The 16318-nt window shown below is 65.5% G+C and carries 16 protein-coding genes; 9 read left to right on the top strand and 7 right to left on the bottom strand.

Translation table 11 applies throughout. From position 1 onward, the window contains the following. Positions 1-65: 65 nt before the first annotated feature. Positions 66-1238 carry a nicotinate phosphoribosyltransferase gene (pncB, locus tag Q0602_RS18735; RefSeq protein ID WP_295037011.1) on the top strand — a complete coding sequence of 391 codons (1173 nt, stop codon included), beginning with the start codon at positions 66-68 and terminating at the stop codon, positions 1236-1238. A 39-nt stretch (positions 1239-1277) separates the two neighbouring features. On the opposite strand, the gene Q0602_RS18730 is transcribed toward pncB, so the two are convergent. From Q0602_RS18730 to gap, 4 genes are all read right to left on the bottom strand, one after another. Further along, positions 1278-2081, bottom strand: a complete 804-nt coding sequence (locus Q0602_RS18730; protein ID WP_295037012.1) for a dienelactone hydrolase family protein — start codon at positions 2079-2081, stop codon at positions 1278-1280. 50 nt (positions 2082-2131) lie between these two features. After that, positions 2132-3436 carry a sensor domain-containing diguanylate cyclase gene (locus Q0602_RS18725; RefSeq protein ID WP_298846585.1) on the bottom strand — a complete coding sequence of 435 codons (1305 nt, stop codon included), beginning with the start codon at positions 3434-3436 and terminating at the stop codon, positions 2132-2134. Between the two features lie 63 nt (positions 3437-3499). After that, positions 3500-3862, bottom strand: coding sequence for a hypothetical protein (locus Q0602_RS18720; protein WP_295037014.1), 363 nt, complete (start codon positions 3860-3862; stop codon positions 3500-3502). A 292-nt stretch (positions 3863-4154) separates the two neighbouring features. Further along, positions 4155-5156, bottom strand: a complete 1002-nt coding sequence (gap, locus tag Q0602_RS18715) for a type I glyceraldehyde-3-phosphate dehydrogenase (protein ID WP_298846581.1) — start codon at positions 5154-5156, stop codon at positions 4155-4157. 282 nt (positions 5157-5438) lie between these two features. Between gap and edd the strand changes: the two genes are divergently transcribed. The 5 genes from edd (at position 5439) to Q0602_RS18690 (ending at position 11057) form a co-directional block, all read left to right on the top strand. Next, positions 5439-7289, top strand: coding sequence for a phosphogluconate dehydratase (gene edd / locus Q0602_RS18710; protein ID WP_298846578.1), 1851 nt, complete (start codon positions 5439-5441; stop codon positions 7287-7289). Further along, entirely contained in the window at positions 7286-8245 is a 960-nt protein-coding gene (gene glk, locus Q0602_RS18705) for a glucokinase (protein ID WP_298846576.1), read from the top strand. Before edd ends, glk begins: the two co-directional genes overlap by 4 nt. Beyond that, positions 8242-9150 (top strand): D-hexose-6-phosphate mutarotase, encoded by a 909-nt coding sequence (locus tag Q0602_RS18700; RefSeq protein ID WP_298846573.1) that lies wholly within the window; start codon positions 8242-8244, stop codon positions 9148-9150. Before glk ends, Q0602_RS18700 begins: the two co-directional genes overlap by 4 nt. After that, positions 9147-10022 carry an aldo/keto reductase gene (locus Q0602_RS18695; RefSeq protein WP_295041271.1) on the top strand — a complete coding sequence of 292 codons (876 nt, stop codon included), beginning with the start codon at positions 9147-9149 and terminating at the stop codon, positions 10020-10022. Before Q0602_RS18700 ends, Q0602_RS18695 begins: the two co-directional genes overlap by 4 nt. Before the next feature lie 66 nt (positions 10023-10088). Next, complete coding sequence (locus Q0602_RS18690; RefSeq protein ID WP_298846569.1) at positions 10089-11057, top strand: carbohydrate kinase; 969 nt, start codon at positions 10089-10091, stop codon at positions 11055-11057. Here the strand turns inward: Q0602_RS18690 and Q0602_RS18685 are convergent. Next, positions 11031-11927 carry a LysR family transcriptional regulator gene (locus Q0602_RS18685; RefSeq protein ID WP_298846566.1) on the bottom strand — a complete coding sequence of 299 codons (897 nt, stop codon included), beginning with the start codon at positions 11925-11927 and terminating at the stop codon, positions 11031-11033. The two genes, Q0602_RS18690 and Q0602_RS18685, sit on opposite strands and share 27 nt — an antisense overlap. A gap of 149 nt (positions 11928-12076) precedes the next feature. Here Q0602_RS18685 and Q0602_RS18680 point away from each other — a divergent pair, with 149 nt between their 5' ends. The 3 genes from Q0602_RS18680 to Q0602_RS18670 are packed head-to-tail and all read left to right on the top strand — an operon-like array spanning position 12077 to position 14625. Then, on the top strand, positions 12077-12784 hold the full coding sequence (locus tag Q0602_RS18680; RefSeq protein WP_295041362.1) for a CoA transferase subunit A: 708 nt from the start codon (positions 12077-12079) through the stop codon (positions 12782-12784). Position 12785: 1 nt separating this feature from the next. Next, positions 12786-13433: a CoA transferase subunit B gene (locus Q0602_RS18675; RefSeq protein WP_295041360.1), complete on the top strand. Its 648-nt coding sequence runs from the start codon at positions 12786-12788 to the stop codon at positions 13431-13433. A 16-nt stretch (positions 13434-13449) separates the two neighbouring features. Continuing rightward, positions 13450-14625: an acetyl-CoA C-acetyltransferase gene (locus Q0602_RS18670; protein ID WP_298846714.1), complete on the top strand. Its 1176-nt coding sequence runs from the start codon at positions 13450-13452 to the stop codon at positions 14623-14625. Between the two features lie 61 nt (positions 14626-14686). Here the strand turns inward: Q0602_RS18670 and Q0602_RS18665 are convergent, their stop codons facing one another. Beyond that, complete coding sequence (locus Q0602_RS18665) at positions 14687-15448, bottom strand: 3-hydroxybutyrate dehydrogenase (RefSeq protein WP_295037311.1); 762 nt, start codon at positions 15446-15448, stop codon at positions 14687-14689. 185 nt (positions 15449-15633) lie between these two features. Then, positions 15634-16296 (bottom strand): bifunctional 4-hydroxy-2-oxoglutarate aldolase/2-dehydro-3-deoxy-phosphogluconate aldolase, encoded by a 663-nt coding sequence (locus Q0602_RS18660; protein ID WP_298846559.1) that lies wholly within the window; start codon positions 16294-16296, stop codon positions 15634-15636. Positions 16297-16318 lie beyond the last annotated feature (22 nt).

Raw genomic sequence — 16318 nt, 5'->3', positions numbered from 1 at the left:
CATTGAAGAAATGCTCGCCGGCAAACAACGGCCGCGGGTTCTGCTTACGCTGATGACGAGTTCTCATGCTGACTTCGCTTCTCGATAACGACTTCTACAAGATCACGATGCAGAACGCCGTGATCAAGCGCTTCCCCTATGCCCAGGCCCGTTACGCATTCATCAATCGGGGCGAGCACGCCTTTCCCGAGGGATTCGGCGACGCGCTGCGACGCGAGGTGGATGCGATGGCCAATCTGGTCTTGAGCGAGGCCGAAAAGCACTATCTCGAAGTCACCTGCCCCTATCTCGATCCGACCTACCTCGATTTCCTGGCCGGCTTCCGCTACAACCCGGCGGAAGTGACCATTCGACAGCAGGGCGCCGACCTCTCGGTGACGATCGAAGGATTGTGGTATCGCACCATCCTGTGGGAAGTCCCGCTGATGGCGCTGATCAGCGAGCTCTGGTATCGCTTGCGCGATGTCGAGCGGGACGCCGACGAGACGGTCGAGGCCCGCACCCGGGCCAAGATAGAGCAGTACCAGAAACTGGGGCTGAAAATCGCCGAATTCGGTACCCGGCGACGCTTTTCGTTCGACGTGCATGATCGCGTGGTCGGCGCGCTGCGCCATCACGGCGGCGAGGCTTTCAGCGGTAGCAGCAACGTGTTGCTGGCGATGCGTCATGGCGTCAAGCCCATCGGCACCCATGCCCACGAGTGGTTCATGTTCCACGGCGCCCGCTTCGGCTTCAAGATGGCCAACAGCCTGGCCCTGGAGCACTGGGTCGATGTCTACCGCGGCGATCTGGGCATCGCCCTGACCGACACCTTCACCAGCCCGGCCTTCTTCGAAAGTTTCGACAAGAAGTTCGCCAAACTCTTCGACGGCGTCAGACACGATAGCGCCGACCCGATCGACTTCGCGGCCTCGACCATCGCGCATTATGAAAAGCTGGGCATCGATCCGCGCAGCAAGACGATCATCTTCTCCGACGCCCTGACGCCGGAAAAGGTCGAACGGATCCAGGCCTTCTGTCAGGACCGTATCGGCATGGCGTTCGGTATCGGCACCAACTTCACCAACGACGTCGGCGTCGAGCCCATGAACATGGTCGTCAAGATGGTCGAGGCGAGACCCGAGGGCCAGCACTGGCTGCCGGTGATCAAGCTGTCCGACGTCCCCGACAAGCATACCGGCGATCCCGAGATGATCGCCCTGGCCAAGCGGGTTCTCGCCCTCAGTCGCCCGGCCTGAGCTGGAAGCCGATGCCCTGGGACTCCGGGCGTGGCCCGGTCACTGATTCAACGCCTGGTCCAGCGTCAACAGGGCGGCCTGCCAGGAAGCGGCATCCGCGGCCGCGTCATAACCCAACGGCAGGTCGTACTCCTCCGCCAGTGCGTCGGCATCCGGGTTGGTGAACGCGTGCTTGGCGCCGGGATACTGGACCACGCGGACGCTGGCGCCATCCTTGGTCAGGGCATCGGCCATGCTGTCGAGCGCTTCGGGGTCCACCAGGGAGTCCTCCTGGCCGTTGTAGATGCGCACCAGGCCGTCGAACGGCTGGGGATTGGTGACGACCTGAGTCGGGCTGCCATGGAAGCTGATCACGGCATCCAGCGGCATGCCGGCCAACGCCATGTTCATCACCACGCCACCGCCGAAGCAGTAGCCGATTGCCGCCATGCGGTCCTCCCGCACCGCGGGGTGCTGGCGCAGCGCCGCCATCGCCGCCTCCAGCCGCGCCCTGGCGGAGGGCCAGTCCTGCATCACCTGGCTGGAGAACGCCTTGGCGTCCTTGGGGTGCTGGGCGACCTTGCCGTCGCCATACATGTCGACCGCCAGGGCAACGAACCCGAGCGCCGCCAGCTGGTCGGCCTTGTGCTTGACGTAGTCGTTCAATCCCCACCATTCATGCACCAGCAGGACGCCGGGCCGGGGCTCATCGTCGCTGGCGTTGTAGGCAAGATAGCCTTGGTAGGTCTGTCCGCCGGTGGCGTACTCGAAAGTCTCTCCCTGGACATGAGGGCCTTCGACCTCATCGGCCCAGGCCGACACGCAGATCAGGCTGAGCAGCGAGGCCAGCAGTAGTCGTCCCATCGTCTTTCTCCTTCTATGACTGGCTTGGCACCTGGCGCGGCCGGCGCTTCTCATGGCGCCTGCTGGACGCGATCCCGACCGCGCTGCTTGGCATCGCGCATGCCCGCCTCGGCGCGCGCCAGCATGGCTTCCGCGGACTCGCCATCGCGTCGCTCGGCGACACCAAGACTAACCGAGAACGACAGCCAATGGCCATGGAACTCCACCCGGGTCGAGGCGAAACGGCTCCGCAACCTCTCCGCGATGGTGGCCGTCTCCTGCAGCGACTTGCCGCTCAACAGCAGCGCAAAGGCGTCCTCCCCGAGTCGGCCAAAGCTGAATCGTTCTCTCAGCATCGCCCGGCACATCTCGCCGATACAGCTGAGGACGAGGTCGCCCCCGTCTCGCCCCCAGTCCCGATTGATATCGCCGAAGCGATCGACATCGAACACGATCAGCGTGAACCGGGCCCCGGCTTCTCCATTGGAGAGCGCGTGTCGCAACAGCCCCATGAACGGCTCCCGATTGAGCGCAGAGGTGAGCTCGTCGGTTGCGGTGTAGGCATCCCACTGCAGGGACTGCTGTCGCCGCTGGGTGATATCCCTGGCAACGGCAACCCAACCCGGCATGGCCGAAGGCTCCGATGCCGGCGTCAATGGCACCGGATAGGGCGAAAAGTGAATCTCGAACCAGCGGTAGGCGCCATCTCTATGCCTCAGACGCAACTCCACGAGAGAGGAGCTCGCGTTGGCGGCTCCCTCGACCAGCAGTCGCCGTATCCGAGAGCCATCCTCGGGCGCCATCAGCGCAAACAACGACGACGAGAGTAGCGACTCGCTGCCAACGCCCAGCGCCCCTTGGGTGTCACCGGCGGCATAGTGGCAGCAGAGATCCTCGTCGAGCGCCATGAGCACGTCGCCGCAGTAATCGAGGAGCGACTGCGGCGGTGGGCCATCGTGCTCCGCCAAGGCAACGACTCGTGGTTGCAACAGGCCGACGAGGGTGGCGACCGCGCCGCTCGCGTCACGCTGAATGTTGACGCTATCGTCGATCGTGCAGCGGGAGCCATCCGGCCTCTCGATGACGTATGACAGCCGTATCGCGGCTTTCCCCTGCGTCAGGGCCTGCTGAAGCTGATCCAGAACCGACAGCCGCTCGGGCTCCGGAATTTGCGCCAGCCACAGTTCGGGCCGGGCACGGTGATCCTCCACCGGTCGGTGACTCAAAGTGCAGATGGAGTCGCCGACGAAGCGCAGCTCTCCCAGCCACCAGGACGGATCGGTGACATAAGCCGTGCCCGGCAGCGCCTGTAGCCAATCTTGCGCCTCCGCGCCCAAGCTTTCGTCCTCATGCACGAAGGCATCCGGTGGATCCATGCACTCCGGCCTCATGTAGCCGCAGAGATGTGTCCAGGCGGCTGGGTGGTATAGGGGATAGCGCTAGCGGGAGCCAACGCGACGTCGAGCGGAAACGTGGGAAGCTGACCTGCTCTCGTCGGATGACGCCGTCCCCTCATCCAGGACTTCGTCCTCACGCTCACTCGCCTGTCCCGACTGACGGAGGTGGCAGGCGCTCGCGAGCCGACTCAGCTCATCGCGGGTCAATTCGACGCGCTGTATTCCCGACTGCTCCTGCCAGATCACGAAAATCACCGGCACGGGACGCGACTGGTCGACGCCAACCACTCGTCCGCGGCGCGGCTCTCCGGGCTCCTGTATCGTCTCGCCAATCAGGCGATGTGCATTGATGATGGTGTCCTGCATGACGCCGCCGACCTCGGTGCTGGGTGAAAAGATGAACATCGTCAGACCTACACTAGAAGCGAAGGGCGGGTAAGTCCAAGACCATCAACATGATAGGCAGCATACAGCTTTCTATCGACGCTGGATCGAACGACTTGAGTGCAAAATAGGGGGTACTTCACGCCTAAGCGGCCGGCCGGTGCTCTGAACGAGGTCCTGACAAAGGACGAGGGGTGGCAGAATCTCTGCCACCCCTCGTCGTTGTCATGCGAAAAGCCGGGCTGCTACCGCCTGGAGATCACCCAGGCCAGCTCGTCCAGCAGCCCGGCATTGGCGATTGCCGCCCCTGGGCTCAGCTCACGGCCTGCATGGCCAGTGCCGTGTCCAGCATGCGGTTGGAGAAACCCCACTCGTTGTCGTACCAGGCCATGACCTTGACCAGGCGCCCGTTGACGCGAGTGTGGTTGGCATCGAAGGTGGACGAGTTGGGATCGTGATTGAAGTCGATCGATACCAGCGGCTGCGAGTTCACCGCCAGCACCGGCGAGCTGGCCGCCGCCCTGGTGACGATCTCGTTGATCTCTTCCTTGGTGGTATCCCGTCCCGCGGTGAAGGTCAGGTCGACCAGCGACACATTGATCACCGGTACGCGAACCGCGAGACCGTCGAGCTTGCCGTTCAGCTCCGGCAGGACCAGTCCGACGGCGGCCGCCGCGCCGGTCTTGGTCGGGATCATCGACTGGGTGGCGCTACGGGCGCGGTACGGATCCTTGTGATAGACGTCGGACAGATTCTGATCGTTGGTGTAGGCGTGGACCGTGGTCATCAGGCCATTCTCGATACCCACGCTGTCCTGCAGCGCCTGCGCCACCGGTGCCAGGCAGTTGGTGGTACACGAGGCGTTGGAGACCACCCGGTGCTCGGCCTTCAGCGTTCCCTCGTTGACGCCAAACACGATCGTCGCATCGGCATCGCCACTGGGCGCGGAGATCAGCACCCGCCCCGCGCCCGCCTCGATGTGCTTGGCGGCGGCGTCGCGACTGGTGAACAGCCCGGTGCACTCCATCACCAGATCGACGTCCAGCGACTTCCACGGAAGCTGGGACGGATCGCGCTCGGAGAGGATACGAATGCTATCCCCGTCTACGCTCAGGGTATCGCTGTCGTGGGAGACCTCGAATCCGAAGCGCCCGTGGACGCTGTCGTGGCGCAGCAGATGGGCGTTGAGCGCAGGATCGCCGAGATCATTGATGGCGACGACCTCGATCCGATCCCGATAGCCGTTCTCGTACATGGCACGAAGTACGTTCCGGCCAATGCGGCCGAATCCGTTGATGGCGACACGCAATGTCATGGTGCTCTCCTTTTGATGGCGTGACTGAGACGCTGAAGCTGGCGTAATCGAGACGTTGAATCGGCCGGGCAGCGAGCCTGCGCTCCATCCCGGCACTGCATCGGATCGAACGCAAAGATTAGATCGCAGCAGAACTGGTGAATAGCCTAGTACGTAGTCTAGAACATCGTCACATGAAAAAATATTACCCCAAAAGGCTAATACCAAAGGCTCATTCGCGAACATACGGGGTATTTTTTGGTAAGTTTACCAAATAAACCTGACAGCTCGATGAGGCACCCCATGACGCTCGACCCTACCCTGGACCGTGTAACGAGGCGCATCGAAGAGCGCTCCGCCGACCGACGCCGACTCTATGAAGAGCGGATGCAGCAACAGCATCGCCGTGGCGTCCACCGCGCGGAACTCTCCTGCGGCAATCTGGCTCACGGCTTCGCCGCCTGCAACGCTGGCGACAAGAACAGCCTGAAGCTGATGAACAGCGCCAATATCGGCATCGTCTCTTCCTACAACGACATGCTGTCGGCGCATCAGCCCCTCGAGCACTTCCCCGAACTGATCAAGGAAGCCGCCCGCGGCATGGGTAGCACGGCGCAGTTCGCCGGCGGCGTGCCGGCCATGTGCGACGGCGTCACCCAGGGTCAGCCCGGCATGGAGCTGTCGCTGTTTTCCCGCGATGTCATCGCCATGTCGACGGCGGTGGCGATGTCGCACAACATGTTCGATGGCGCACTCTATCTCGGTGTGTGTGACAAGATCGTGCCGGGACTGTTCATCGGTGCCGCGCGTTTTGGCCACCTGCCTGCGGTGTTCGTGCCGGCCGGCCCGATGCCGAGCGGGCTGCCCAATGCCGAGAAGTCGCGCATCCGCCAGCTCTACGCCGAGGGCAAGGTGGGCCGCGACGCGCTGCTGGAGGCGGAGTCCGACTCCTACCATAGCGCCGGCACCTGCACCTTCTATGGCACCGCCAACTCCAACCAGCTGATGCTCGAGATGATGGGGTTGCACATGCCGGGCACCTCGTTCGTCAACCCCGGCACACCGCTGCGCGACGCCATCACCCTTTTCAGCACCGAGCAGGTGATCCGCAACAGCGATCAGGGCGGCGACTACCACCCGTTCTACAAGCAGATCGACGCCCACGCCATCGTCAATGCCATGGTCGGGCTGCTCACCTCGGGCGGGTCGACCAACCATACCCTGCACCTGGTGGCGATGGCCGCCTCCGTGGGTCTGACCATCACCTGGGACGACTTTGCCGAGCTGTCGACGGTCGTGCCGGGGCTGACCCGGATCTACCCCAACGGCCAGGCCGACGTAAACCACTTCCACGCCGCTGGCGGCGTCAGCTTCCTGGTGCGGCAGCTGCTCTCGGCGGGCCTGATGCATGCCGACGTGCGCACGGCCTTCGGCACCGACATGACCGCTTATACCCAGGAGCCGTTCCTGGAGGGGGACCGACTGGTCTGGCGCGAGGGCACGCAGCAGAGTCTCGACGAAGAGGTGCTGCGGCCGATCAGCCGGCCGTTTTCCGCCACCGGGGGGCTGGCGGTGCTCGACGGCAACCTGGGGCGCGGCGTGATCAAGGTCTCCGCGGTCAAGCCCGAGTTTCGCCGGGTCGAGGCACCGGTGCGCATCTTCGACGACCAGAGTCAGGTCAAGGCGGCGTTCGAAAGCGGCGAGCTGGATCGCGACGTCATCGTCGTGGTGCGCTTCCAGGGCCCCCGCGCCAACGGCATGCCGGAGCTGCACCAATTGACCCCTTTCCTGGGCGTGCTGCAGGATCGCGGGCACAAGGTCGCACTGGTCACCGATGGGCGAATGTCAGGTGCCTCTGGTAAGGTACCGGCGGCCATCCACATCACCCCGGAGGCGGTCGACTCGGGCCCCATCGCCTATCTGCGCGACGGCGACCGGGTGCTGCTCGACCCAGACAACGGCGTGCTGGAGGCACTGGTCGATGCCGAAACCTGGGCGCAACGCGAACCGGCGTCCTGCGACCTGGATCACTATCATCAGGGAATGGGCCGCGAACTGTTCGCCGGCTTCCGCCAGTTGGTCGGCGGTGCCGAGGAAGGCGCGGCAACCTTTGGCGGCTTCGATGCCGCCGACTTGCCCGGAGGGCACACATGACGACTCCCGCCCTGATCGGCGACATTGGCGGAACCAACGCGCGCTTTGCGCTGGTCATGCCCGGCAGCGTCGAGCTTCAATCGATCGAGACGCTGCCCTGCGCGCGCTACGCCGGACTGGTGGAAGCGATTCAGGCCTATCTCGAACAGGTCGGTGCCGAAGCGCCCCGAGAGGCGTGCCTGGCCTTCGCCTGCCCGGTTCACGAAGACTGGGTCAAGATGACCAATAACGACTGGGCCTTCTCCAAGAAGGCGGTCGCCCACGAACTGGGGTTGTCGAACTTCAAGGTCATCAACGATTTCACCGCCCAGGCGCTGGGCATTCCCCACATCGACGAGAAGGATCTGGTCAAGATCGGTGAAGGCGAGGCCGAGGCCCGCCGCCCCCGTCTGGTCATCGGTCCGGGGACCGGGCTCGGCGTGGCCGGGCTGATCCCCAGCCAACGCCACTGGATCCCGCTCACCACGGAAGGAGGCCACGCCACTTTCGCCCCGACCGACCAGCGCGAGCGACAGTTGCTCGACTATTTCACTGCCCGCTATGGGCGCGTCTCGATCGAGCGCCTGCTCTGCGGCCAAGGCCTGCTCGATCTCTACCTCGCCCACGCCGCCCTGCTCAATGTCACCGCCAGCTACAACACCCCGGCGGAAGTGACCGGCGCAGCGAGGGCCGGCGATCGCGTCGCCCGCGAGGCGCTGCTGCGCTTCATCAGGATCCTCGGCGCCTGCGCCGGCGATGCCGCGCTCACCCTCGGCGCCCTGGGCGGCGTCTACCTCTGTGGCGGCATCACGCCGCGCCTGATCGAATGGCTGCCGCGCAGCGACTTCCGGCGCGCCTTTGCCGACAAGGGACGCCTGAGCGCCTACAATGCCGGCATTCCCACCTGGGTAGTGACGGCGCCCTGGACCGGACTGCTGGGGGCGGCGGAAGCCCTGCACAACGAGGAGGTGACATGATTCCCGATACGCTGCGGCAGTTGGTCGACGCGACCGACGGCCAGCGGGAAGCCGACTGGCAAGGTCGGCGCCTACTGCTGATCAATGCCGACTGGGGCGAACTGGCGATCTCGCTGCAAGGCGCCCAGGTGCTCCACTTCTTACCTTTCGCCCCCGAAGCCGCAGGCGCCCCACCGGCGCCCGGCGCGGAGGATGGCTGGCTGTGGGTCACGCCGACGCCGCAACCGATGCCCGGCGCCATCCGCGGCGGGATTCCGCTGTGCTGGCCGTGGTTCGCCGACGAATCGCCCGATGGCAAGGGTCCCATGCATGGCCCGGCCCGCACGGCGGCGTGGCGGGTCGATGCCATCGACGACAGCGTCTCCGGTAGCGGCGTCGAGATCCATCTCTCCCCGGAGCAGCGCCTGCACGACCAGCTGGTTCCCAATGCCGTGGTTCATGCCAACGGCCAGCGCCTGAGCGTCGAGCTGATGACGCGCCACGTCGGCACCACCCCGGTCAAGCTGACGGGCGCGCTGCACACGTACTTCGCCGTCGCCGACACCCACCGGTGTCGTGTCGAGGGGCTGGCCGGCGCACGCTATCTGGACAAGCTCGAACACTTCGCCGAGCATCATCAGCAGGGTGAACTCGGTATTCGCGGTTCGCTCGATCGCATCTACCAGTCGAACCGCCCGGTGATCCTCGATGATGGGCAGCGCCGCCTCGCGATCTCCAAGCAGGGCAGCGACTCCACCGTGATCTGGCATCCCGGCGACGACCTGCCCGGCGACACCCCGGCCACCGCCGGGATGCGCTTTCTGTGCGTCGAGGCCGCCTGCACGCGGGTCGACCCGGTCTGGCTGGTGCCGGACGGCCAGCACCTGCTCTCCACCACGATCGCGCGGGAGGCGACATCGGCGTGAGTGATGATCTGGTTTTCGACTCGCCCTTCATCCTGGGCATGATGCGTCTCCACGAGCGGCCCGAATTCGACGATGTCGAGAAGTTCGCCGACTGGCTGGAAGCCCGGGTGGACCAGGGCCTGCACTGGTTCGATCATGCCGACAGCTACGGCAATCACCTGGGCGAGCAGCGTTTCGGCGAGGCGCTCGCCCGCCGACCGTCGCTCAAGTCCAGGGTGAGGGTGGTGACCAAGGGCAATATCATCCTGCCGCATCGCGACACCTCGCCCTTCGGGGTCAAGCATTACGATACCTCCGAACGCCATCTCACCCAGGTCATCGACGACTCGCTCTCGCGTCTCGGTGTCGACCGGCTCGACCACTTCCTGCTCCATCGCCCGGATCCGCTGATGGACACGGAAGCGACGGCCCGAGTCCTGGACGATGCCATCGCGGCGGGCAAGGTCGGCGCCGTGGGCGTCTCCAACTTCCTGCCGGAGCAGTGGCGTCGACTGCAGGCCGCCATGCACAACCGGCTCGGCGTCCACCAGCTCGAGCTCTCGCTGGCCCATCCGGACGCCCTGTTCGACGGCTTCTACGACGCCATCCTGGCCGACGGCCTGGCGCCGATGGCCTGGTCCCCGCTGGGTGGCGGCTCGGTCTTCGAGGATGTGCTCGGTACCGCGCTCTCGCGTCTCGCGGAACAGCTCAACTCGACCACGGCGGGACTGGCGCTGGCCTGGTTGCGGCGGCTGCCCGGCAAACCGGTACCGGTGACCGGAACGTTGAATGAAAGGCGTATCGACAATTTGCTGCTGAGCGGTAATCTCGAACTCGATCGCCCGACGTGGTTCGCGCTGCTCGAGGAAGCACGCAGTCACCGAGTGCCGTGATGACGTTCGATGCGAAGCGACGGCAGCGCATCTTCGATTCCCGTTCGACAAGAGAGTCGGTAACCCATGATTCCCATCATCGCCTTCGGCGAAGCCCTCGTTGACATGTTGTCCAGCCGCCTGGGCGACGACAGCGGCCCCGAGACCTTCACGCCCTATGCCGGCGGCGCGCCGGCCAACGCCGCCGTGGCCTGTGCTCGTCAGGGCATCCCCAGCCTTTTCCTCGGCATGATCGGCGACGATCGCTTCGGCGACTTCCTGGTCGAAGAGCTGACCCGCTATGGCGTCGATACCCAGCACGTGGTGCGAACCCGTGAAGCCCGCACCGCCCTGGCATTCGTTTCCCGCGATCGCCAGGGAGAGCGCCAGTTCGACTTCTACCGCCCACCCGCCGCGGACCTGCTCTATCGCCGGGAACACCTGCCACCCGGGATCTTCACCGAACCGGCCCTGGTCCACCTGTGCAGCAACAGTCTGACCGATGCGGCCATCGCCCGCACTACCCTCGACCTTGCCAGCATCGCCCGCCGCGGCGGCTGCCTGATCAGCGTCGATGTCAATCTTCGCGCCATGCTATGGCCCCAGGGCAATGTCGATATCGCGCTGGTCGAGCAGCTGCTCGAGCGGGCCCATCTCATCAAGCTCTCCACCGAAGAGCTGGATGCGCTTCGCGGCGATCGCAGTGCCGAGGAGTGGATCAGCGCCAGGCTGGCCAAGGGCGCCCGACTGATCGTGATCACCGACGGCCCGGGGCCAGTGACCGCCCATCTGGCGGACCGTCAGATTCAGTCGGTGCCTCCGGCGGTCCAGGCAGTGGACACCACCGCCGCCGGCGATGCTTTCATCGGCGGCCTGCTGGCGTCCCTGTCCCGAGCCGAGGTGGTCTGCGCGACGCTGGGCGACTGGCTGGCCGACGACGCCAAGCTGAACGATGCGCTGGTCTTCGCCTGTCGCTGCGGCGCCTTCGCGGCGACGCGACCCGGCGCATTCGTCTCGCTGCCGGGCACCTCAGACCTCGACGATCTCCCGAGCTGAACCCTCCACCAGGGCGTGAAAGGCGCTGGCGGTGGATGAGAGCTGCTGGTCGGCGCGGGTGACAACGCCGACCGGCCGCTCGATCACCGGCTCGGATAGCGCCAGACAGCGGACGCCCAGCGCCTCCATCTGGACGCGACACAGCGCCGGCACCGCGCTCACGCCCAACCCCTTGCCGACCAGTTGGCCCACCGTGGCCAACTGATGGCTCTCCAACTCCACCGGCAGCGTCATGCCGTGTCGCGACAGTTGCCGCTCCAGCATCGCCCGCACCTGCGATGGCCGCTGCAGGGTAATGAAGGGATAAGCCAGCAGCGCCGACCAGGTCGTCGATGCCTGCGCGGCGAGCGCCGACGTCGGCGGCACCGCCGCCACGAAGCGATCGCGGTGGATCGGGGTGAATCTCAGCGCCGGCTGCCGCGGCGGCTCGAAGGCGATCCCGAACTCCACGCGCTGGGCCAGCACCATCTCCACCACCTGTTCGTTGATCACGTCGTGGATGGTGACGCTGATGCGCGGATAGCGCCGACGAAAGGCCGCGATCAGTGGCGGCAGGCAATTGGAGGCAAAGGATGGCATGGCGGCGATCGCCAGATGCCCCTGCTGCAGATGGAAACGCCGCCTCATGGCGTCCTCGGCGTCGTCCCACTCGGCCAGCAACCGCCGCGCCAACGGCAGCAGCGCCTCGCCTTCGGGGGTCAGTCGCACCTGGCGCGTGGTGCGCGAGAACAGCGCTCCACCGAGCTGCGACTCCAGCGATTTCACCGCCAGACTCAGCGCCGACTGGGTCACGTGCAGCCGCTCGCAGGCCTGGGCGAAACTCAGTGTCTGCGCCACGGCAAGAAAGGCACGGAGCTGCTTGATGGTCATCAAAACGCCTCATTGATGAGAAAAACTCGACAATTATCGGCGAAAATAAATTTAATAACAGCGCGACGAGCGGTCATAGTCTATCCAGGACACAACAACAGAGGCTCGCCATGACCCAGCACGCCAGTACTGAGAAGACCCCCGCCGGGATGCGCGGCGGCAAATGCTTCGAGAGCGCCCAGGCCGCCCTCGACGGCCTGATCGAGGATGGCATGACCATCGCCGTCGGTGGTTTCGGCCTGTGCGGCATCCCCGAATCGCTGATCGTTGCCCTGCGCGACACCGGCAAGAAGGACCTGACGGTGGCCAGCAACAACGCTGGCGTGGACGGTTTCGGCCTCGGCTTGCTGCTGGAGTCGCGCCAGATCCGCAAGATGCTCTCCTCCTACGTGGGCGAGAACAAGGAGTTCGAGCGCCAGTATCTCTCCGGCGAGCTCGAGCTGGAGTTCTGCCCCCAGGGTACCCTGGCCGAGCGCCTGCGCGCGGGCGGCGCCGGCATCGCTGCCTTCTTCACCAAGACCGGCTACGGCACCAGGATCGCCGAAGGCAAGGAAGTGCGCGAATTCGACGGCGAGCATTACGTCATGGAGCGCGGCCTGCCGGTCGATGTGGCGCTGGTCAAGGCCCAGGTTGCCGACAAGGCGGGCAATCTGCGCTTCAACAAGACCGCGCGCAACTTCAATCCGCTGGCCGCCATGGCCGGCAGGATCTGTGTCGCCGAGGTCGAGGAGATCGTCGAGACCGGCGCCATCGACCCTGACGACGTCCACCTGCCGGGCATCTTCGTGCACCGCATCGTGCATAACCCGACACCGGAAAAACGCATCGAGAAACGCACGCTCAGGGAGGGAAACTGAGATGCCCTGGAACAAGGAACAAATGGCGCAACGCGCCGCCGGCGAGCTGCGGGACGGCTTCTACGTCAACCTGGGAATTGGCCAGCCCACGCTGGTAGCGAACTATATTCCCGACGGCATGGAAGTGTGGCTGCAATCGGAGAACGGGCTGCTCGGCATCGGCCCCTTCCCCACCGAGGAAACCGTCGACCCCGACCTGATCAACGCCGGCAAGCAGACGGTCACCGCCCTGCCCGGCTCGAGCTACTTCGACAACGCGGAGTCGTTCGCGATGATCCGCGGCGGCAAGATCAACCTGGCGATTCTGGGCGCGATGCAGGTCTCCGAGCGGGGGGACCTCGCCAACTGGATGATCCCCGGCAAGATGGTCAAGGGCATGGGTGGCGCCATGGACCTGGTGGCCGGGGTGCAGCGCGTGGTGGTGCTGATGAGCCATACTGCCAAGGGCGAGCACAAGATCCTGACCGAATGCACGCTACCGTTGACCGGTGTGGGTGTCGTCGACCGGATCATCACCGATCTGGGTGTGATGGATATCACCGACAAAGGCCTCGCATTGGCCGAACTCGCGCCGGACGTCACCCTCGAGGAGATTCGCGAAGCCACCGGCTGCGAGCTGATCGACCAGCGGGAGACGGCCCATGTCTGATCCAACGACAGCCGCGATGCGCGATGTGGTCATCGTCGCGGCCACGCGCACACCGATCGGCACGTTCCAGGGCGGGCTTGCCAGCGTCCCCGCGGTGACCCTGGGAGCGACCGTCATTCGTCGCGTCCTCGAGGGCATCGACCCCGCCGGCGTCGACGAAGTGATCATGGGCCACGTACTGCGCGCCGGCCTGGGCCAGAACACCGCGCGCCAGGCTTCCATCGAAGCCGGCCTGCCGGACAACGTGCCGGCGATGACGGTCGACAAGGTCTGCGGCTCCGGCCTCAAGGCCGTGCACCTGGCCGTCCAGGCGATCCGCTGCGGCGATGCCGAGACCATCGTGGCCGGCGGCATGGAGAGCATGAGCCTGGCGCCCTACGTGCTGCCCAAGGCGCGTACCGGGCTGCGCATGGGCCACGCCGAGCTGCTCGACAGCATGATCCATGACGGCCTGTGGGACGCCTTCAACGACTACCATATGGGCATCACGGCGGAGAACGTGGCCGAGCGATGGAACATCTCCCGCCAGGATCAGGACGCCTACGCCGCGGAGTCCCAGCGACGTGCCTCGGCAGCGCGGGAAGCCGGTCGTTTCGATGCCGAGATCACCCCGGTGAGCGTGCCGCAGCGACGCGGCGATCCCGTCGTCATCGAACGAGACGAGCAGCCGCGTGATGGCGTCACCGCCGAGTCGTTGGGCAAGCTCAAGCCGGCCTTCTCCAAGACCGGCAGCGTCACCGCCGGCAACGCGTCGTCGCTCAACGATGGCGCCGCCGCCCTGCTGATCATGAGTGCCGAACGGGCCGCGAAGCTCGGACTCCCGGTCCTCGCCACCATCCGCGCCTACGCCAACGCCGCCGTCGACCCGGCGACCATGGGTATCGGCCCGGTGCCCGCCACCCGGCGCTGCCTGCGTCGAGCCGGCTGGACGATCGACGATCTGGATCTGATCGAGGCCAACGAGGCCTTCGCCGCCCAGACACTCGCCGTGGCCAGGGATCTGGGGTGGAGCAAGGACAAGGTCAACGTCAATGGCGGCGCCATCGCGCTGGGCCACCCCATCGGTGCTTCCGGCGCCCGCATTCTGGTGACGCTACTGCACGAGATGCAGCGCCGCGATGCCAAACGCGGCCTGGCCACGCTCTGTATCGGCGGCGGCCAGGGCGTGGCGACGGCCATCGAACGAAGCTGAGTGCCCATTCGACGAGCGGCAGGATACTCATGGGGCGCCTTGCCGCTCGCGACGACCTCTCTCAGCGCGCCGTCCACCCCAGGTCGATGGCCCAGTCCGCACCGGTGACGGCGGAGGCCTGATCGGAGGCGAGGTAGGCCACGACGCTGGCGACTTCCCCCGGCTCGATGAGGCGTTTGATGGCGGCCCCACTCAGCATGATCTTCTCGATGACTTCCGATTCATCCATCCGATTGAGCGTCGCCTGGTCTGCGATCTGGCGCTCCACCAGCGGCGTGCGCACGTAGGCCGGGCAGATCGCATTGGCGGTGATGCCATGTTCGCCGCCTTCCAGCGCGGCAGTTCGTGTCAAACCGATGAGCCCATGCTTGGCGCTGACGTAGGCCGATTTCCCCGGAGACGCCACGTTGGCATGAATGGAGGCGATATTGATGATCCGACCCCACCCCTTCTCGCGCATATGCGGCCAGCAGGCCTGGGTCAGCAGGAACGGCGCGGTCAACATCAGGTCGATGATCTTGCGCCACTTATCCGGCGGGAACTGCTCGATATCGGCGACATGCTGAATCCCGGCGTTGTTGACCAGGATATCGACGCTGCCGAGGCGTTCCACCGCCGCCCCGATCACCCGGGCGCACTGCTCACCATCGGTGAGATCCGCCTCGAGGAAGGTGGCACCCACGGCCTCCGCCACGGCCTCGCCTGCCGGGTTGGCGTCGACTGCCATCACGCGGATGCCCTGACCCGCGAGATTCTCCACTACCGCACGGCCGATACCGCTGGTCGTGCCGGTGACTACCGCCACTCGAGGACGTTCACTCATGCCATCGCTCCTGTCTTGGACGAGGGATTCCCTGATGCCACAGTGTGGAGCAGCCTGGGGACAAGGGGTATCCCTCGAAAGCAGTGAGCCATTCGAGCGCGTGGGGTCGCCTGGCTGTCGAGGTGCTCCCGGACCGACGACAGTCGCCCCAGGTGCTGGCCATCAGCGCCGACCCGCCCCGTGCCTCAGCGCGGATAGCGCTGCGTCGCCTCCTGGGTCAGGCGGGTGATGCCGGCCCAGTCCTCCTGGTCGATGAGCGATTTCGGCGCCATCCAGGAGCCGCCGATGCACATCACGTTGGGCAGCGCGAGGTAGTCGGCGGCATTGTCCACCGTCACCCCGCCGGTGGGGCAGAACAGCGCCTCGGGCAACGGACCGCCAAAGGATTTGAGCGCCTTGGCACCACCGTTGGCTTCCGCCGGGAAGAACTTGAAGCGGCGATAGCCGTACTCCCAGCCGGTGACGACCTCGGAAACCGTGGCCACACCGGGCAACAGCGGCACGCTGCTGGCAGTGCCGTGCTCGAACAGCGCCGGCGTCGTGCCGGGCGTGACGACGAAATCGACACCGAGCTCCTCGCAGATTCGATATTGATCGACGCTCAGCACCGTGCCGGCACCCACCGTCACGTCGGGAAGCTGCTCCCGAATGCGCTTGATGGCATCGACCGCGCAGTCGGTGCGCAAGGTGATCTCGAGCACGTCGAGCCCACCGTCGACCAGCGCCTTGGCCAGTGGCACGGCATGCTCGAGCCGTTCGATGACCAGCACCGGGATGATCGCCGTGGAACGACAAATCGCATCCACACGATCGATGTGGGATTGCGGCAAGCGTGGATCGGATGACATATCGGAATGGCTCCTTTGATGG

It is taken from the genome of uncultured Salinicola sp. (genome assembly GCF_937921195.1).
GTDB lineage: Bacteria > Pseudomonadota > Gammaproteobacteria > Pseudomonadales > Halomonadaceae > Salinicola.
This window is presented reverse-complemented; position numbering and strand designations above follow the sequence as displayed.